The organism is Streptomyces sp. NPDC050534 (assembly GCF_044457745.1).
Taxonomy (GTDB): Bacteria; Actinomycetota; Actinomycetes; order Streptomycetales; family Streptomycetaceae; genus Streptomyces.
In genome coordinates this window covers 262,062-279,991 of sequence record NZ_JBITHF010000011.1, presented here as the reverse complement: position 1 = coordinate 279,991, position 17,930 = coordinate 262,062, and the positions used below count along the sequence as shown (strand labels likewise).

Sequence of the window (17,930 nt, the reverse complement as noted above, 5' to 3'; positions counted from 1 at the left end):
CTGCGACACGAACGATCGAGCAAGGTGGCGTGCCTGGTGAGTGCGAGCCCCATGGATCCTCGGGACGGCTCTCGTCGCGGGGAGCGACCGCAGACGAGCGTGGCGCACATGCCGCAGCAGGTCCGCGAAGAGCTGACCGGCAGACTCCGTCGCAGCAAGCGCGCCCTGCGCAAGGAGGACATCCAGATCGTCGAGCCGCCGCTGCTACGGCGCGCCGTCGGCGCCTCCGCGCTCGGCAACTGCATGGAATGGTTCGACTTCGGCGTCTACAGCTACCTCGCCGCCACGATCGGCAAGGTCTTCTTCCCCGGAGCCTCGCCCGCCGCCCAGGTCATCTCCTCCTTCGCCACGTTCGCCGCCGCCTTCGTCGTGCGCCCGCTGGGCGGGCTGGTGTTCGGGCCGCTCGGTGACCGGCTCGGCCGGCAGAAGGTGCTCGCCACCACCATGATCATGATGGCGATCGGCACCTTCGCCATCGGCCTCATCCCCAGCTATTCGACCATCGGCATCGCCGCGCCGATCCTGCTGCTGCTCGCCCGCATGGTCCAGGGCTTCTCCACCGGTGGGGAGTACGGCGGCGCCACGACCTTCGTGGCCGAGTACTCCCCCGACCGCCGCCGCGGCTTCCTCTCCAGCTGGCTGGACTTCGGTACGTTCGTCGGCTACGCGCTCGGCTCCGCCCTGGTCACCGTCCTGAACCTCGCCCTGACCGACGACCAGATGCTCGCCTGGGGCTGGCGGATCCCGTTCCTGATCGCGGGACCGCTGGGTGCCATCGGTCTGTACATGCGGCTGAAGCTGGAGGAGTCGCCCGCCTTCCAGCAGCAGCTCGACGACCACGAGAAGAGCCTCGCGCAGTCGTCGGCCGGCAGCGAGTTCAGGACCATCGTGCGGAAACACTGGCCTGGACTGCTCGTCTGCATGGGCCTCGTGCTCCTGTACAACGTCACCAACTACATGGTGACCGGCTATCTGCCCACGTATCAGACCGAGACGCTGAACCGCTCCAGCTCCTCCGCCGACGTGCTGGTGCTCATCGGCATGGTGTGGATCGTCCTGCTGATCACCTTCATCGGCCGCCTCAGCGACCACGTCGGCCGGCGTCCCGTCTATGCGGTCTCGGCGGCAGCGATGATCGTCCTGGCCGTCCCGTCCTTCCAGCTCATCAAGATGCACGGGAGCTGGCCACCGGTCTTCGGCGTTCTGATCCTGTCGACCCTGCTGGCCTGCTTCGCGGCGCCGAGTGCCGCCACACTGCCCGCTCTCTTTCCCACGGCCGTGCGCTACGCGGCCATGGGCATCGGGTTCAACGTCGCGGTGGCGGCTTTCGGCGGCACCACACCCCTGGTCACGGCGGCGCTGGTCAGTGCCACCGGCGACGATCTGATGCCCGCGTACTACCTGATGCTGGCCGGCGTCATCGGGCTGATCACGGTGAAGTTCCTGCCGGAGAGCGCCCAGGTGCCGCTCCACGGTTCCCAGCCGATGGTGGGCTCCGAGGAGGAACAGCGGGAACTCCTCCACACCTCCGAGGAGCTGTACCGCTCGACCCGGCAGAAGGTCTGAGCGCGCGTCACACGCCTCGCGACGCGCCGCGCACGGTCAGGCCGCGTGTTTGCGGCCCTCGGGCGCCGTCGTCGGCCCCGCGTGCGCGTCGCGTCCCTCGCCCGGGATCAGGCTCAGGTGACGGCGCGTGCCCGCGTGCCGGGGGACGGACGGGGCTCCGCTCATCCAGTCCTCGACACGATCCATCAGGAGCAGGACCGCACCCAGTACGGGCAGTACCAACACCGCTATGACGATCACTGCGAATCATCCCCTTCGCGACGCCCCTACTCATCGGGTGCCCGTTTCGGCCCGGAAAACGCCGGCGACGTCGCGTAGGGGGTGACACGTCCTGTCGGCGGTCAGCCTTCGCGTCGGGCGGTGAACCCGTACGTGCCCGCCACCAGGTCCGGGATCGTCACGCGTCCGTCGACGACGGCGGCCTTGCCGGCCGGCGCACGCCGCCCGTCCCACACCACGCGCCCGCGCGACCGCACCGTCAGCCGATGCCCGTCCCCCGGCAGGGAAACCGTCGCCCGCGTCCCCCTCGGAACGTCGACGTCGAGGTGGAAGGCGCTCCCGGAGTTCTGCCAGGCCACGCGCAACGCACCGTGCGGGATGGGCAGTTGGCCCTGTGCCCAGGCGATGTCACCGGGGTTCGGCCGCACCTCCCACGTGGCGTAACCGGGTGATGTGGGCCTGGCGCCCAGCAGTTCGTGGGTCAGCGCCGGCAGGACTCCCGTGGACCAGCCGTGCGCCATGCTGGTGTAGGCGTCCTCGTAGAGAGTTCCGCCGGGGCCGATGCCCTCCCAGTTGGTGATGCCCGGGTCGTGGCTGTCCATCCAGCCGTAGGTGCGCCGGATCTGGTCGAGCGCGGAGTCGGCGCGCCCGGCCATGAAGCGGGCCACGATCTCGGGGTACGACGTGAAGGCGTACACGCGCTGGGAGGCGCCGCCGAAGATCGTGTCGTTGTCCATGAACGCGTTGCCGTACGGGCGTCGCGTCGTGGCGTCGAGATGGGCGAGGGCCGATCCCGCTCGGCCGGCGTCCGCGACACCCGCGGTGACGGCCAGGGCGTTGCCGTCCTGCGCGTGCCGCACGGCACCGGTGGCCGAGTCGAGGTAGGCGCCCGCCGTGTCGTCCCACAGATGCGTGTTGATCGCTTCCGTGACCGCCCCGGCCCGTTGCGACCAGCGCGCCGCGTCCGCGTCGTGCCCCAGCAGCCGGGCGAGTCGGACAGCGTCGCCGAGGGCCTGGACGTACAGGGCGTTGTAGTAGGTGATCCTTCCGGTGCGGCCCAGGAAGGCGTAGTCGCCGTATCCGCCGGTGTTGTTGAGGCCCTTGCTGAGCAGTCCCGTCTCGTCGGTGACGCTCGGGTACCAGGTGTCCAGCACCTTCACCACGTTCGGGTAGTAGCGCGTCGCGTAGGTCCGGTCACCGGTGTAGAGCACGTAGTCCCAGCTGCAGGTGACCCACCACAGCGGATAGTCGAACAGCGGGAGTGCGTAGGAGGAGATGGAGGCCGGCGGGATCCAGCCGTCGGCGCGCTGGTGGTCGGCGAGGTCGGCGAGCACGTTGCGGGCGGCGGCCGCCGTGTCGTCGTGGGTGAGGTACAACGTCCGTGCGGAGACGGCCAGATCACCGACGTACGGGTCGCGGTCGCGCTTGGCGCCGTCGTGCAGGACGAGCTTGCCTTCCAGGGAGGCGGTCCAGGCGTTGCGCGGGTCCACGTCGTCCTGGCGGAAGGTGTCGGTGACGAGTTCGTTGGTGTACGCGGCGCCGTACCAGTAGCGGTTGAGGTCCTCGTCCGAGCAGAGGAACCAGCCGCGATAGGTGCCGGGCGTTCCCACGTAGGCGGTGAAGTCCAGGCTGACGGAGTCGATTTCGACCGTGCCCCAGGGCTGGGCCGCCGGGGCGTCGGCGGCCAGGGCGTCGAGGGTGATGCGCAGGTAGCGGAAGCCGTGCAGGCCGTCGGCGTAGACCTTGCCGTCCGTCTGGAAGCCTTTGTGGTCGGTCCAGTCCGCGCCCTGGACCGGGACGGCGAACTGGTCGGTTCCCTGGCCCGCGCCGCCGGACTGGTCGGAGCGCGTGAAGTCGGAGCGTTCGGTGAGGAATTGGCGTGTCTCGGAGAACGCCAGTCGCACACCCGGCGAGTTGCCGGAGGCCGAGGTGAAGCGGATGCGCGGATACCCTACGACGACCTTGCCGAAGTCGACGGTGACGCTGGGCGGCGCCACCGCCTCCACCGGCTCGGGCCACACCTCGTTGATCCGGGTGAACGCCCCGTGCGGGGTGTCCTGCACGGCGGTGACGCTGATGCGCACCTTGCTCGTCGACACCGGCGCCGAGAAAGGCACCGCCCGCTGGATGACATCGTTGTCGGAGACCGTGGCGACGGTCTTCCAGGCATTGTCGGCCCACACGTCGACGGTGAAGGCCGTCGGCACTCCGTCGCTGTTGGAGACCACCGTGATCCCGGACATCTGCCGGGCCTCGGCCATGGTGATGGTCAGGACGTCCGGGAAGGCGGCGAGCGTGTCGTCGTTCCAGAAGGTGTCGGGGTCGCCGTCGATGGCGTTGGCGGCGTCGTAGGTGCGCGGATGCCCGTCGTTGCCGTTGTTGCCGGCGTGCGCCGTGGACGCCTCGGCCGTGGTGCCGTCCGGCCAGCGTGGTGAGGGAGTCGGCTGCGGGCGGCGCAGCACCGTTCTCGCGCCGCCCGGCTTCAGCAGAGCCTTCGGGTCGCGTACGTCGCCGGTCGAGCCGAGCACGCGCTCGGGGCGCACCGTGCGGGACGCGGGGCCCTGGACGTAGCGCTGCCAGCCGGTGCCGATGCGCGGTGGTTCGGGTGCGCCGGCAGTCGCAGTCTCGGCGCCCGGGGCCGCGGCCACCGGGGCCGTGCCCGCAGGTCCGACCGTAAGGGCCACGGCTCCGGCGCCGGCCGCGATGACCGTGCGGCGGCGGGGGCCAGGCTGTGCGGCGCTCTGCGATGTGCTGGTCGATGTCATGGCATCCCGTCCCTCGAAGGCGAGTTGAAACGTTTCAATGCGCTGGGGCAGGGCGACGCTATCCCAAGAGCCTGGCCTCGTACAGGTATCGCGCACGTCTCGCGGCGCGCCCCTCACCCGCGTTCTCGCCGTCCGGCCGGCCGGACGGCGACATGTCCTGTCGTGTCCGACCGGCCGGAACTCTCGCGCCGATCAGCCGGTGTAGGCCGCGAAGATCTTCGCGAACTCGTAGGGGGACTGCGGGATGTTGGTGCACTGGTACAGCGCGCCGTTGCAGGCGTTGCGGTCCCGGGTCGCCTCCCAGAAGGCGAGTTCGCCCAGATGCCTGCCCTGGGCGAAGGAGACCAACTGCCGGGCGTCGGACTGGTCGTAGACGTGGCCGTCGTCGTTCTGGCCGAGCATCGGCGTCACTCCGACCATCGCCCAGACCTGGGCGTCGGTCCTGCCGGGATACAGCGACTTCAGCTGGGTGAAGGTGCTCTGTGCGGCCTGGACGGCCGCATCCCCGTAGTCGACGCTGCGGTAGTAGTCCATGGCCATCACGTTCACCACGTCGAGGTCGACCCCCGCGTCGCGCGCCGACTGCACCACGTTGAGGCCGTCCGAGGTCAGCCCCTCCGGCAGGACCGGCAGCGTCAGTGAGATACGCAGCCCCGGGTGGGCCTGTTGCAGACGCGCCAGCGCCTGGGAGCGGCGGGCGACGGAGGCCGGGTCGGCGGAGGCCGCGCCCTCGATGTCGAAGTCGACGTACTTCAGGCCGTAGGCGTTCACGACCGCGTTGTACTCGGCATAGAGCGCGTCCACCGAGCTGCACGCCTGGGCCAGTTCGATGCCGCTGGCACCGCCGAAGGAGACCTTGACGTCTCCCCCGGCCGCCCGGATGGCGTCGATCTGGTCCTTGGCCCAACCGTCGCGCGGGTCATAGGCGTTGAACCACATCGCCTTGCAGCCGGAGGCGGTGATGAAGGCCATCGTGTAGTTCTTCACCCCGCTCGACGACGACATGTCGGGCATGCTGGGTGTGGGCCACGCCCCCATGTCGATGTACGGCGCGGTGGCCAGGCCCCCGCTCTGCTGCTGGCCGGCGGAGGTCGTGGCGCTGACGGCGGTGGAGTAACCGGAGACATTGCCCGCGGCGTCGCGGGCGCGGACGCGGAACGAGTAACTCGTGTCGGCAGCAAGCCCGTTGGCCGTGTACGAGGTGCCGGTCACGGTGACGGGCGTGCCGCCGTCACGCGAGACCTCGTACCCGGCGACGGAGCCCGAGTCGTCGGTCGAGGCGTTCCAGCGCACGGTCAGGGAGGAGCCGCTCGCGGAGCCGACGGTGACTCCGGCCGGGGTGCTGGGCGGTGTGGTGTCTCCGCTCGAACCGCCCGTGCAGGAACCGCCGTTGAGTTTGCAGCCGGTAGGTGTGCCGGTGCCGCTGGACACCCACCCGAAGGAGGCGGACGCGCCCGGCGCCAAGGTGCCGTTGTACTCACGGTTCTTGAAGGTGTAGTGGCTGCCGCTCTGAGTGAGCAGCGCGTCCCAGTACGAGCCGACCGTGGTGCCCGGGGGCAGGTCGACCTCGACACTCCAGCTCGACAGCGAGGTGCTGCCGGCGTTCGTGATGGTGTAGGCGCCCTGGTAACCACCGTCCCACGTCGACGTCTTGGCGAAGGTGGCGGTCGGTGTGCCCGCGGCGGAAGCCGATGGGGCCAGGACCAGCAGAAGCAGCCCGGCGAACAGGGCGAGAAGTGCGGACGGTCTTCGCATGTACTGCCTCCACTGGGGGGTGGGCGCCGGGTCGGCGCGTGAAGCGGCAGAGTTGGTCCATACCAATCCTCTGGCATGTACATACTGAGCGACGGACCGGCCGTCAAGCCCTGCGCCCGGGTCAGCTCAGGTCGCGGTGGCGCCGTGCCGCCTTGATACCGATGACTCCGACGAGCAGCAGTGCGGCGACGGTGCCGAGCGTGAACGTCTCGAACGAGGTGCGGGAGACGCCCCAGACGTCGTGGAAGTCGTAGTCGATGCCGAAGAGCCCTTCGAGCACTCCGGGGAACAGCGCGCACCACGAGCCGACGAGGATCCAGGCGTAGGCCAGGCCCGCGCAGGTCATGAAGCCGCGGAGTCCGAAGGGGACACGGTACGGGCGTGGCACGTCGGGCCTGCGCAGCCGGAGCACGACCAGCGCGGGGATGACCACCAGGTAGGACAGCAGCAGGGTGGTGACCGCCACGGTGAGGACCACCGCGAACACGGCGCCGGCGTCGCCGTCGGCGAGCCGCATGGCGGCGAGCATGAACACCGTGGCCACCGCTCCCGAGAACAGGTTCGTGCGCACCGGGGTGCCGAGCCGTGGGTGGAACGCGCCCAGGGCGCGGGTGAAGAAGCCTCCGTCGGCGGCGGCCATGGCCTGCATGCGGTCGCTGACGATCATCCAGGCGCTGCCCTGGGTGAGGAGGGCGAACACGAACAGGACGGCGGTGAGGGTCAGCACCGTGCCCGCGGCCCCGCCGTAGACGCCGAAGACGAGGCGGGCGCCTTCCATGAAGCCGCCGATGCCGGTGACTTGATGCGCGGGTACGACGGCCAGGAGTGCGAGGACGGGCAGCAGGTAGCAGCAGGCGGCGACGGCGGCTGAGCGACCGAGGGCGGCGGGGACGTCGCGCTGGGGGTCGTGCATCTCCTCCCCCGCCGCGTTGGGGGCCTCGAAGCCGACGTACGCGAAGAGCAGGATCGGGACGAGAGCGAGGAAGCCGGCCGTCGTCGGGGTGAAACGGGTGCCGGCCAGGCCCTGGAAGCCGTGCTCCAGGCCGTAGACCACCGCGGTGAGGGTGAACAGGGCGAGGGCGAAGACCTTCGCCGCCGCGCCGGCCGTGGTGATCCACTTGCCGCGGCGCAGGGAGACGACGGCTGTGAGGATGGCGGCCCAGACGAACAGCAGCTTGAAGGTGTAGTCGGCGACGGTGCCCGAGCCGAGGTGGAAGACGAAGCCGTCCCAGGTCTCGGCGGCGAGGAAGACCAGTGAACCGCCCAGCCAGATGGGGTTGGTGACCCAGTACAGCAGCGTCGTCAGCGCCGCCGCCGGGCGGCCGAAGGCGAGCTTGACCCATACGTACGGGCCGCCTTCCTGCGGGAACGCGGCGCCGGTCTCGGCGAACAGCAGGGCGTAGGGGATCAGGAAGAACACGGCGATGACCGCGGTCCACGTGGCGGCCTCGCCGCCGCCGGTGGCGATCTGGCCGACGGTGTCGAAGGAGATGACCGCGGCGATGGCCATGGCGGTGATGTCGAAGCGCTTCAGGCTGCGTTGCAGGGAGGCCGTGGCATGTGGTGCGCGGGACTCTGTGGAGGTCAGGTCGGAGGACACGGGCAGTTCCTAGGGCAGGGAGAGGGGACTGCGGGAAGCGCGTGCGGGCGCGGTGACGGTGTGGGGCCGTGTCGGGTGGAGCTGGGCGGGGAGGCCCGGCGGGGCCGGGCCTCCCCTCTGGAGGTGTCAGGCGGCTCGGATCGCGCCGGTGGGTTCGGTGCGCTCCAGGACGCCGCGGAGGGCGGAGGCGGCTTCCTTCGCCTCGGTCTCGGTCATGATCAGCGGCGGGGACAGCACCAGGCTGTGCGCGGAGTCGCGCACGATCACGCCGGTCTCGCGGCGGATCACGTCGTGCGGCATCCGGTCGGGGTTCAGGGGCAGGGGCGTACGGGTGGCGCGGTCCTGGACCAGTTCGACCGCGAGCATCATGCCGACGGAGCGGATCTCGCCCACGATCGCCAAGTCGCCCAGCTGGGTCTCCAGTTCCGAGTGCAGGAAGGCGCCCAGGCCGGTCGCGCGGGCGAGCAGGCCCTCCTTCTCGATGATGTCGAGGTTGGCGAGGGCGACCGCGGTGGCCACCGGGTGGCCGTTGTAGGTGTAGCCCATGGGGAAGCCGTGCTCGCGCAGGAGGACCTCCGCGACGTGGTCGCCGACCAGGAGGGCGCCGAGCGGGATGTATCCGGAGGTGATGCCCTTGGCGGTGACGATGATGTCCGGGGTGACGCCGAAGTACTGGGCGGCGAACCATTCGCCGACGCGGCCGTAGGCGGTGACCACCTCGTCGAAGATCAGCAGGATGCCGTGCCGGTCGAGGACCTCGCGGACCCGCGGCCAGTAGTCGGCCGGCGGGACGAGCATGCCGCCGACGCCCATGATGGGTTCGCCGATCATCGCGGCGATGTTCTCCGGGCCGATCTCCGCGATGCGCTCCTCCAGTTCGCGGATGAGGAAGTCGGTCGGGTCCTGGCCGCCGTAGAGCTCCGTGCGGTACGGCCACGGCGGGGTGAGGTGGGAGACGTGCGGCATCATCGGGGCGAAGCCCTCGTGGTAGAGGGGGAAGCCGGTGGCCGAGCCGCCGCCGTAGCCGATGCCGTGGTAGGCCTTGCTGCGGGCCAGGATCCAGGTACGGCTGCTCTCGCCACGGCGGTGGTGGTAGTAGCGGGCCATCTTGATGGCCGCCTCGTTGCCCTCGGAGCCGCCGGAGGTGAAGTACACGTGGTTCAGCGGGTCGGGGGCCAACTCGGCTAGGCGGGCGGCGAGTTCGATGGCGCGGTCGTTGGAGAACTCCCAGAAGCTGGTGAAGTACTCGAGCTTCTTCATCTGCTCGTGGGCGATGTCGGCCAGGTCGGTGCGGCCGTGGCCGACCTGGGCGAGCCAGAGGCCGCCGGTGGCGTCGAGGTAGCCGCGCCCCTCGGAGTCGGTGAGGCGGCAGCCGGAGCCCGCCGTCATCACGACGCGCTCGGTGGCGCTGCCCGGCAGGTAGGGGTGGATGATGTGGGCTCGGTCCAGGCGGGCGAGGTCCGCGGCGTCGAGGGTCATGGGTGCTGCGTCCTTTGGGTGGGTGCGGGTTGCGGGTGCGAGGGATGAACCGGGCTTGATCGCACGGCCGTTCAGCCGTAGGCGAGCCAGGTGGTCTTCAGGCCCGTGTACTTGTCGAAGGAGTGCAGGGAGAGGTCGCGGCCGTGGCCGGACTGCTTGAAGCCGCCGAAGGGTGTGAACGGGCTGAGCGCGTCGACGGTGTTGACCGACACCGTGCCCGCGTGCAGGGCGTCGGCGACGCGGTGCGCACGGCTCACGTCCCGGGTCCACACGGAGGCGGCCAGGCCGTAGGCGGAGTCGTTGGCCAGGCGGACGGCCTCGGCCTCGTCGTGGAAGGGCAGCACCGTCAGCACGGGGCCGAACAGTTCCTCCCGTACGAGGGGGGCGTCGGGTGTCAGACCCGTGACGACCGTGGGGTCGAGGTAGGCGCCGTCCCGGTCGGGGCGCGTGCCGCCGCACACGAGTGTGCCGCCCGACGACCGCAGCGCCTCGAGGATGCGCTCGGCCTGGGCCTCGTCGACCAGCGGTCCGAGACGGGTCGCGGGGTCGAGCGGGTCGCCCGGCTGCCAGGTACGGGCGTGCTCGGCGACCTTGGCGGTGAACTCCCCGGCGACGGACGCCTCGACGAGGAGCCGGGTGTTGGCCGAGCACACCTGCCCGGAGTTGTAGGCGAAGCCCCAGGCGGCGCGCTCCGCGGCGGCATCCAGGTCGGCGTCGGCGAAGACCACGTTGGGGCTCTTGCCGCCGGCCTCGGGCCAGACCTGCTTCAGGTTCGACTCCGCCGAGTAGGCGAGGAAGCGCCGGGCGACCGCGGTGGACCCGGTGAAGACCAGGGTGTCCACGTCCGGGTGCAGGCCGAGCGCGCGCCCGGTCGTCTCCCCCGGGCCGGGGACCACGTTCAGCACGCCGTCCGGGAGACCGGCCTCGGCGGCGAGTTCGGCCAGCAGCAGCGCCGACAGCGGTGACTGCTCGGCCGGCTTCAGCACCACGCTGTTGCCCGCGGCCAGGGCGGGCGCCAGCTTCCAACTGGCGATGTCGAGGGGGAAGTTCCACGGAACGACCGCGCCCACGACGCCCAGCGGGGTACGGCGCACCAGGGCCAGGTTGCCGGGCGGTGCCGGGGCGATCTCGTCGTAGAGCTTGTCGACGGCCTCCGCGTACCAGGCGAACACGCCGGCCGCGCCCGGCACGTCCGTGCCGTGGGACTCCGCGATCGGCTTGCCCATGTCGAGGGTGTCGCACAGGGCGAGTTCCTCGCCGTGCTCCTCGATGAGGCGGGCGAGCGCCAGCAGGACCCGCTTGCGCTCGGTGGGCGCGGTACGCGACCAGCGGCCGTCCTCGAAGGAGTCCCGGGCCGCCGCCACGGCCCGGTCGACGTCGGCGGGCGAGCCCGCCGCGACGTGGGCCGTGGTCTTGCCCGTCGCGGGGTTGACGGTGGGAAACCACTGGCCGCCGGCGGGGTCCTGCCACGCTCCGCCGATGAACAGGCGCGTGCGGGGCACTAGGTCGGCGGCGCGCTGCCGCCAGTGGGCGTAGGTCTTCATGCTGTGGCCTTCGATTGCGTCGTGGGACGTGGCGGGCCGGTGCCCGCTCGGATCTCGGGGGCCTGGGCCGTTGTGGGGGCTCCGCCGCGATGCGGCGGGCGCCGTACGGGTGGAGCCGCCCTGCAGCGGGCGCCTCCACGCCGACTTCTTTGAATCGAGATTCAAACAATTGGTGAACCACCCGTCAATGCTCCTGGCGGAAACTTCTTGCAGAATCTGGTGCCGGTAACAGAGAATTAACCACCATGGGCAACGTCGGCAGACCACGCAACCAGACGGCACGCAGGGAGGCCCTCGTCTCCGCCGCGGGCCGGGCCATCGCGGAACGGGGTCTGGAGGGCCTGCGCATCAAGGACATCGCGGACGCGGCGGGCGTCTCCCAGGGCTCGGTGCTGTACTACTACCCGGACCTCGACGACCTGGTGCTGGAGGTGCACCGGGGCGCGGTCGAGGGCTACCTCGCCGCCCGGCAGCGGGCCTACGACGAGGCTCCTGCGCACGATGCCGCCGTGCGGCTGCGGGCCCTGCTGGACAGCGGCCTGCCGGGCGGCCCGGACGACGCCGTGCACGGGCTGCTGTACGAACTGCACCGGCGCGCCGGCCGCAGCCCGGGCCACGCCGAACTGATGACCTCGCTGTTCGCCAGGGAGGTCGCCCTGTACGCGACGGCACTCGAAGTCGGCGCGGCCACCGGCGTGTTCACGCTCGCCGGCACCGCACAGGACCTGGCGCACGGGCTCGTCGCGCTGGAAGACGGCTACGGACTGCACATCATCAGCCACAACGCGGCCCTGCGGCCCGAGAGGATCCGTCAGCTGATCACGGCACATGCGCGTGCGGTGACGGGGTGCGCCGAACTCTAGGGCGACGCACGGCTGTTGACCCCGATTCGTTCAGTCCGTCGCGCTCCGCCTGGCCGCGATCTCCCGCAGCACGTCCATGACCGCCCGGGCACGGGCGGTCTGTGTGACGCCCTCCACCGTGGCGAGGGTCAGTTCCAGCGGCGGGCGCGCGTCCCGCAGTTCCAGCTCGACCACGTCGCCGCCGCCGTAGGTCTGGCTGGTGGCAGGGCGCTGGTTCAGGACCGAGTAGCCGAGTCCTCTGGCCACCATCGACCGCACGGTCTCGTAGCTCTGCGTGCGGTAGCGCACGTCGGGTGCGGTGCCGGCGTCCGCCACCAGGGCGCGGAAGTAGTCACGGCTGTAGGGCAGGTCGAGCAGCACCAGGGGTTCGGCGGCCAGTTCGGCCAGCTCCACCCCGTCCCGGCCCGCCAGCGGGTGGCCGGCCGGGACGATGACGTACGCAGGGAAGCGGGCAATCGTCTCCCCGGCCAGTTCCTGGTCGGCCAGGAGACCGAAGTCGTAGGTCAGGGCGAAGTCGATACGGCCCGCGCGCAGCGTCTGGAGCAGCTGCTCGGTCTCGGCCTCGACGACGTCGATCTCGATGCCCGGGTAGCGCTCGGTGCACTCGCTGAACAGGGCCGGAAGGTAGTACGGGGCGAGGGTGATGAAGCACCCGACGGTCACCGGACCGGACAGGGTCTCCCCGCTGCCGCGTGCCTCGCCCTCGACCTCGCGTGCGCGGGCGAGCAGTTCGCGGGCCTGGTACTGGAGCCGCTCCCCGGCCGGGGTCAGGACCAGCCCGCGCCCCCGGCGGCGGATGAACAGCTGCACCCGCAGGTCATGTTCCAGGTTGTGCACGGCCGAGGACACCGCGGACTGCGCGATGTGCAGCCGGGCCGACGCCGCCGTCATCGATCCACACTCGGCGGCCACGAGGAAGTAGCGGAGCTGTACGAGGGTGAAGCCCACCGGTGACGTCATGTCTGGCCCTTGCCGCTGATGATCCTGTCCGTGCCCGACCTTATGCGGCGGCCGCCGTCACCGCTCGGGCGTCGCCCCGGACACGTCCCCGGGGCGCAGCAGGGTGGAGCCGGCCGTCTCCTTCAGCGACAGGGCCGCGACGAGTCCTCCGGCGGCGGCCACCATCAGATACGGGCCGGGGACCAGAGTGCTGCCGGTCGCGGAGATGAGCACGGTCATCAGATACGGCACCGTCCCGGCGAACAGGGCCGCGGTGAGGTTGTAGGAGATGGACAGGCCGCTCTGCCGGGTGCGGGTGGGGAAGATCTCCGCCGACCAGACCGCGTACGTGCCGAGGATCGCCGCCAGGATCACGCCGAGCAGCAGTCCGGCGATCCAGGTGCCGGCGAGGCCGGTGCGCATGAGGAGGAAGGCGGGAGTGGCGAGGACGAGAAGGGCGGCCGTGGCACCGACGAAGACGGGCTTGCGCCCCACCCGGTCGGACAGCATGCCGAACACCGGGACCAGCACCAGTCCCAGCAGGGAGATCACCGTGGACAGCAGGGCGGCGGTGTCGGCGGAGTGGCCCAGGTCGTCGGTCTCGTAGGTGACCAGGTACGTGAGCACCGCGTAGAAGGGCACGTGCATGGCGGTCATCAGGCCCGCAGCCTGGAACATCTGCTTCTTGTTCGACCGGAACAGCTCCCGTACGGGTCTGCGCGGGAGGGTGTCGCTCGCTTCGAGGGCCCGGTACTCGGGGGTGTCCTCGATCTTGTTGCGGATGATGAAGCCGATGACGCCCAGCGGCGCGGCGACGAGGAAGGGGATGCGCCAGCCCCAGGACGTCAGCTGCCCGTCGTCGAGCCCGGTCGACAGCAGCAGGAAGACGAACGAGCCGGCGAGGAAGCCCAGCAGCGAGCCGACCTCGAGCCAACTGACACCGAACCCGCGGCGGCGGCGCGGCGAGCTCTCGGCGAGGAAGCTCGCCGCGCTGCCGAACTCGCCGCCGGCGGCGAACCCTTGGACGAGGCGCAGGACCACCAGGAGCACCGGGGCGGCCACTCCGATGGAGGCGTAGCCGGGCAGCAGGCCGATGGTCAGGGTCGCGCCGGACATCATGAAGATGACCAGCGAGAGAGTGCGCTTGCGCCCGATCCGGTCGCCGAGCGGGCCGAACACCATGGCACCGACGGGCCTGATCCCGAACGACACGGCGAACACGCCGAAGACCGCGAGCAGTCCGGTGGTGCCGTCCTCGGAGGGGAAGAACACGGTCGCGACCGTGCCGGCGAGATAGGCGTAGGCGGCCCAGTCGAACCAGTGCACGAACACGCCGACGGCTCCTGCGGCAACGCTCCTGCGCAGGGCGACGACGTCGGTGGTCACCCTGTCCTCGGTGGTGACGTCGGTGGAAGAGGTGGGCATACGTGCCTCCTTGGACGGGCGGGTGGAAGGTGCCGCCGACGTTCCCCTCAGGGCGCGGCGCGGCCGGTCAGGGATGCGGGACTAATGAGCACGTGCAGTTGCGCCTCGGTCAGCAGCTCGCGCTCGCGGACCAGGTCGAGCGCCGGTCTGCCGGTGTGATGGGCCTCGAGCGCGAGGGCGCACGCGGTCTCGTATCCGAGGGCGGGGCTGAGCGCGGTGACCAGACCGGTGGAGGCGGCGACCGTCTCCGCGAGCCGGTGCCGGTTGGCCGTGATGCCGCGCACACAGTGCTCGGTGAGTACCGCGATCCCCGCGGCGAGGTGGTCGAGGCCGGCGCCCAGGCTCCGGTAGATGATCGGTTCGAATGCGTTGAGCTGGAGCTGTCCGCCCTCGGCGGCGAGGGTGACGGTCACGTCGTGTCCGATGACCTCGAAGGCGATCTGGTTGACCGCTTCGCAGATGACCGGGTTGACCTTGCCGGGCATGATGGACGAACCCGCCTGGCGTGCGGGCAGGTTGATCTCGCCGAAGCCGGCCTGAGGTCCCGACGACAGCAGCCGAAGGTCGTTGCAGATCTTCGAGAGCTTCACCGCGACGCGCTTGAGGACACCGGACAGCTGGACGAACACCCCGACGTCCTGGGTGGCCTCGATGAGGTCCGGTGCGGACACCAGCGTCGGGATGCCCGTCAGCCGGCGCAGGTGCTCCATCGCGCGCTGCCGGTAGCCCGGGCGGGCGTTCAGGCCGGTGCCGATCGCCGTGCCGCCGAGGTTGAGCTCGTGCAGCAACAGCCGTGCCTCCGCGAGCCGTTGCTCGTCCTCGGCGAGGGTGGCGGCGAACGCCCCGAACTCCTGGCCCAGCGTCATGGGCACCGCGTCCTGCAACTGGGTACGGCCCATCTTCAGTACGTCGGCGAACTCGGCCGCCTTGCCCGTGAACGACTCGCGCAAGCAGGCCATGGCGCACAGCAGTTGGGCGATGTGCGCGTCGAGCGCCAGCTTCACCGCGGTCGGGTAGACATCGTTGGTGCTCTGGCCGAGGTTGACGTGGTCGAGGGGATGCAGGGCGGAGTACTCTCCGCGGCCGTGCCCGATCAGCTCCAGGGCACGATTGGCGATCACCTCGTTGGCGTTCATGTTGGTCGACGTGCCGGCGCCGCCCTGGATGAGGTCCACGACGAACTGCTCGTGCAGCGACCCGTCGCGGATCTCCGTGCACGCGTCGGCGATGGCCCGCGCGTGAGGGCCGTCCAGGGCGCCGAGTTCGGCGTTCGCCAGTGCCGCGGCGTGCTTCACCGCGGCCAGCGCGCGGATCAGATGAGGCCGGGCGGCCACGGTCTCTCCGGTGAGGGGGAAGTTCGCCACCGCCCGGGCGGTGTGCACCCCGTAGTAGGCCGCCACCGGTACGGCGACCTCGCCGAGCATGTCGTGCTCCGTGCGGTGGGCACCGGAGGCAACCGGTGTACCGGTGATCGTGCTCAAGCCGCACCTCTCCCGGTCGTCGCCGTGCCGCGGTCCACGCCCGTCCACGCCAGCGCGATCGCCCCGTCGAGCAGGGCCCGTTGGGACTCTCCGCCCACGCAGAACGCCGCGAACTCGTGCTGGTGGTTCGTGGCGGGCAGGGAACCGATGCCGATGTAGGGATGGATGGCCGGGACCACCTGCGAGACGTTGCCCATGTCGGTGGACGCCCGGTTCATCCGGGCGGCCTGGCCGGGCGGCGCGAACTCGCGCCCCAGTGCGAGAGCGTTGGCACGGTAGTGGCCCAAGGCGGTCTCGTCCGTGCGGAATTCCGCGTACGGCTTGCTCTCCGCCTCGATCTCCAGCTCGCATCCGGTGGCAAGGGCGCCCGCCTCGAAGGCCCGCATGACCCGGGGTTCCAGCTCGGCCAGTTCGGCGAGCGTCTCCGCCCGTACGTACCAGCGCCCGGTCGCGCGCTCGGGGATCGCGTTGGGGGCGTCCCCGGCGTGGGTCACGACGCCGTGCACCCGTGCCGAGCCGGGCAGTTGCTGGCGGAGCAGCCCGATGGCGACCTGGGCCACCGTGAAGGCGTCGGCCGCGTTGATCCCCGCCTCGGGGTAGGCGGCGGCGTGCGCGGACTTCCCCGCGTAGGAGATCTTCGAGTGGCTGACCGCGAAGGGGCGGGCCTCGGCCACGTCGACCGGTGCCGGGTGGACCATCATGGCCAGGTCCACCCCGGCGAACGCGCCCCGGTCCAGCATCTCGACCTTGCCGCCGCCGCCCTCCTCGGCGGGGGTGCCGTAGACCTCGACGGTGAGGCCCGCGTCGTCGGCGACGGCGGCCAGGCCGAGCGCGGCGCCGACCGAACTCGCTGCGATGAGGTTGTGCCCGCAGGCGTGGCCGAGCCCCGGCAGCGCGTCGTACTCGGCGCACAGCGCGATCCGCGTGGGCCCGCTGCCGAACCGGGCGCGGAACGACGTCTCCAGGCCCAAATACGAGGAGGTGACGTCGAATCCGGCACGGTCGAGCAACTCCGGTACGGCCGCGGCGGCCCGGTGTTCCTCCCAGGCCGTCTCCGGGTCGGCGTGCAGCCGTTCGGACAGGGCGATCAGGTCCTCGGCGTGCCGGTCGACCTCGCGCCGGGCGGCCGCCTTCAGTGCCGTCATCGCTGATCGCCCGGGACGCCGTAGAAGGGTGCGGACGCCGGATCGAGACCGCGCCGCACGTAGTCGTCCCGCTGCGGCAGCCACACGGCGAGGAGGTCGGCGAGGCGCTCGACGGGATCGTCCGCCCAGTCCACGCGCAGGTCGGTCACCCGCCAGCCGACGTCCGCGACGACCGCCAGGCCGGCGGAGTGCACGGGTCCTTCCTCGCCACCGGCCGCGGTCGCGGCGCGCAGGGCGGCGACCAGCCGCTCCTCCAGCTCTCCGGTGGCCGAGAGGTAGGTGTCCAGGAGTACGCCGGGGACGTGCTCGCCGGCCAGCATGTTGCCCGCCGCGACAGCTCCGTCGGCGGTGGCCGAGGCGTGCGTGCCGAGCGTCCGAGCGCCGCTGAAGGCGAAGCCGGGACCGGTGCGGCCCAGAACGGTCAACTGCCGGTGATCGACGGTCTCCTTGGTGTCGGGCGCGCCGACGACGTCGGCCAACGCGAGCCGGGCGTCGCCGTGTTCGGCGAGCCGGTCGAGCAGTTTCGTGCCGAGGACCGGGTCGGTGATGTTCTGCGAGGCGGCGGCGCCGACGCCGGGGCGCAGGTGGGCGCACCGTGCGGCGACCGCGGGGCTCGACGAGCTGACCGCGAGACCGAAGCGCTCGCCGTCACGGACCACGAGGGAGAACGTCACGACCGCGCCTCCTGGGGGATCACCGCGATCGCGTCGATCTCGCACAGCCACTCCGGTCGGGCGAGCGCGGACACGACCAGACCGGTGGAGATGGGGTGCACGCCCTTGGTCCAGCGGCCCACCGTGCGGTAGACCGCCTCGCGGTAGCGCGGGTCGACCAGATAGATCGTCAGTTTGACCAGGTGTTCCATGCGGCTGCCGGCCTCTTCGAGCAGCATCCTGATGTTGGCCATCGCCTGCTCGGCCTGGGCCTCGGCGTCTCCGATGCCGACCGACTCGCTGGTGTCGAGGTCCTGGCCGATCTGGCCGCGGACGTAGACGGTGTCGCCGGCCACGACGGCCTGGCAGAGGTCGTTGTCGAGGCTCTGCTCGGGATAGGTGTCCCGGGTGTTGAAGGGCCGGATCCGGGTGTGCCCGCCGGCGACGATCGGGGCCTTCGCCTGGCGGCCCTCGCTCGGGGATGTCATCGTCTGCT

At 70.9% G+C, this 17,930-nt stretch carries 14 protein-coding genes; 2 read left to right on the top strand and 12 right to left on the bottom strand.

What is annotated here, in order from left to right:
* Positions 1-51 precede the first annotated feature (51 nt).
* On the top strand, positions 52-1,566 hold the full coding sequence (locus ACIBN2_RS33285) for an MFS transporter (RefSeq protein ID WP_399140247.1): 1,515 nt from the start codon (positions 52-54) through the stop codon (positions 1,564-1,566).
* 36 nt (positions 1,567-1,602) lie between these two features.
* Here the strand turns inward: ACIBN2_RS33285 and ACIBN2_RS33280 are convergent, their stop codons facing one another.
* The 6 genes from ACIBN2_RS33280 to ACIBN2_RS33255 form a co-directional block, all read right to left on the bottom strand.
* Complete coding sequence (locus ACIBN2_RS33280; protein WP_399140019.1) at positions 1,603-1,791, bottom strand: hypothetical protein; 189 nt, start codon at positions 1,789-1,791, stop codon at positions 1,603-1,605.
* 116 nt (positions 1,792-1,907) lie between these two features.
* On the bottom strand, positions 1,908-4,550 hold the full coding sequence (locus ACIBN2_RS33275; protein WP_399140018.1) for an alpha-L-rhamnosidase C-terminal domain-containing protein: 2,643 nt from the start codon (positions 4,548-4,550) through the stop codon (positions 1,908-1,910).
* A gap of 192 nt (positions 4,551-4,742) precedes the next feature.
* On the bottom strand, positions 4,743-6,305 hold the full coding sequence (locus ACIBN2_RS33270) for a cellulose binding domain-containing protein (RefSeq protein WP_399140017.1): 1,563 nt from the start codon (positions 6,303-6,305) through the stop codon (positions 4,743-4,745).
* 121 nt (positions 6,306-6,426) lie between these two features.
* Positions 6,427-7,905: an APC family permease gene (locus ACIBN2_RS33265; protein ID WP_399140016.1), complete on the bottom strand. Its 1,479-nt coding sequence runs from the start codon at positions 7,903-7,905 to the stop codon at positions 6,427-6,429.
* 126 nt (positions 7,906-8,031) lie between these two features.
* Positions 8,032-9,384: an aspartate aminotransferase family protein gene (locus tag ACIBN2_RS33260; RefSeq protein ID WP_399140015.1), complete on the bottom strand. Its 1,353-nt coding sequence runs from the start codon at positions 9,382-9,384 to the stop codon at positions 8,032-8,034.
* 71 nt (positions 9,385-9,455) lie between these two features.
* A complete protein-coding gene (locus tag ACIBN2_RS33255) occupies positions 9,456-10,928 on the bottom strand; it encodes an aldehyde dehydrogenase family protein (RefSeq protein WP_399140014.1) in 1,473 nt (490 codons plus the stop codon).
* 245 nt (positions 10,929-11,173) lie between these two features.
* Between ACIBN2_RS33255 and ACIBN2_RS33250 the strand changes: the two genes are divergently transcribed.
* Positions 11,174-11,791 carry a TetR/AcrR family transcriptional regulator gene (locus ACIBN2_RS33250; RefSeq protein WP_399140013.1) on the top strand — a complete coding sequence of 206 codons (618 nt, stop codon included), beginning with the start codon at positions 11,174-11,176 and terminating at the stop codon, positions 11,789-11,791.
* 30 nt (positions 11,792-11,821) lie between these two features.
* On the opposite strand, the gene ACIBN2_RS33245 is transcribed toward ACIBN2_RS33250, so the two are convergent.
* The 6 genes from ACIBN2_RS33245 to ACIBN2_RS33220 are packed head-to-tail and all read right to left on the bottom strand — an operon-like array spanning position 11,822 to position 17,922.
* Positions 11,822-12,751, bottom strand: coding sequence for a LysR family transcriptional regulator (locus ACIBN2_RS33245; protein WP_399140012.1), 930 nt, complete (start codon positions 12,749-12,751; stop codon positions 11,822-11,824).
* Between the two features lie 57 nt (positions 12,752-12,808).
* Positions 12,809-14,155: an MFS transporter gene (locus tag ACIBN2_RS33240; RefSeq protein WP_399140010.1), complete on the bottom strand. Its 1,347-nt coding sequence runs from the start codon at positions 14,153-14,155 to the stop codon at positions 12,809-12,811.
* A 47-nt stretch (positions 14,156-14,202) separates the two neighbouring features.
* Positions 14,203-15,636, bottom strand: a complete 1,434-nt coding sequence (locus ACIBN2_RS33235; protein WP_399140008.1) for an aspartate ammonia-lyase — start codon at positions 15,634-15,636, stop codon at positions 14,203-14,205.
* Entirely contained in the window at positions 15,633-16,781 is a 1,149-nt protein-coding gene (locus ACIBN2_RS33230; RefSeq protein ID WP_399140006.1) for a M20 family metallopeptidase, read from the bottom strand. The genes ACIBN2_RS33235 and ACIBN2_RS33230 overlap by 4 nt, the downstream gene beginning before the upstream one ends.
* Entirely contained in the window at positions 16,778-17,455 is a 678-nt protein-coding gene (locus ACIBN2_RS33225) for a DUF1028 domain-containing protein (protein WP_399140005.1), read from the bottom strand. The genes ACIBN2_RS33230 and ACIBN2_RS33225 overlap by 4 nt, the downstream gene beginning before the upstream one ends.
* Positions 17,452-17,922, bottom strand: a complete 471-nt coding sequence (locus tag ACIBN2_RS33220; RefSeq protein WP_399140004.1) for a RidA family protein — start codon at positions 17,920-17,922, stop codon at positions 17,452-17,454. The genes ACIBN2_RS33225 and ACIBN2_RS33220 overlap by 4 nt, the downstream gene beginning before the upstream one ends.
* Positions 17,923-17,930 lie beyond the last annotated feature (8 nt).

What these genes read in the sequence shown, in the direction of transcription:
- ACIBN2_RS33250 (WP_399140013.1), top strand. Translation starts at nt 11,174, where the DNA reads ATGGGCAACGTCGGCAGACCACGCAACCAGACGGCACGCAGGGAGGCC.
- ACIBN2_RS33255 (WP_399140014.1), bottom strand. Translation starts at nt 10,928, where the DNA reads ATGAAGACCTACGCCCACTGGCGGCAGCGCGCCGCCGACCTAGTGCCC.
- ACIBN2_RS33270 (WP_399140017.1), bottom strand. Translation starts at nt 6,305, where the DNA reads ATGCGAAGACCGTCCGCACTTCTCGCCCTGTTCGCCGGGCTGCTTCTG.
- ACIBN2_RS33285 (WP_399140247.1), top strand. Translation starts at nt 52, where the DNA reads ATGGATCCTCGGGACGGCTCTCGTCGCGGGGAGCGACCGCAGACGAGC.
- ACIBN2_RS33245 (WP_399140012.1), bottom strand. Translation starts at nt 12,751, where the DNA reads ATGACGTCACCGGTGGGCTTCACCCTCGTACAGCTCCGCTACTTCCTC.
- ACIBN2_RS33260 (WP_399140015.1), bottom strand. Translation starts at nt 9,384, where the DNA reads ATGACCCTCGACGCCGCGGACCTCGCCCGCCTGGACCGAGCCCACATC.
- ACIBN2_RS33275 (WP_399140018.1), bottom strand. Translation starts at nt 4,550, where the DNA reads ATGACATCGACCAGCACATCGCAGAGCGCCGCACAGCCTGGCCCCCGC.
- ACIBN2_RS33220 (WP_399140004.1), bottom strand. Translation starts at nt 17,922, where the DNA reads ATGACATCCCCGAGCGAGGGCCGCCAGGCGAAGGCCCCGATCGTCGCC.
- ACIBN2_RS33240 (WP_399140010.1), bottom strand. Translation starts at nt 14,155, where the DNA reads ATGCCCACCTCTTCCACCGACGTCACCACCGAGGACAGGGTGACCACC.
- ACIBN2_RS33230 (WP_399140006.1), bottom strand. Translation starts at nt 16,781, where the DNA reads ATGACGGCACTGAAGGCGGCCGCCCGGCGCGAGGTCGACCGGCACGCC.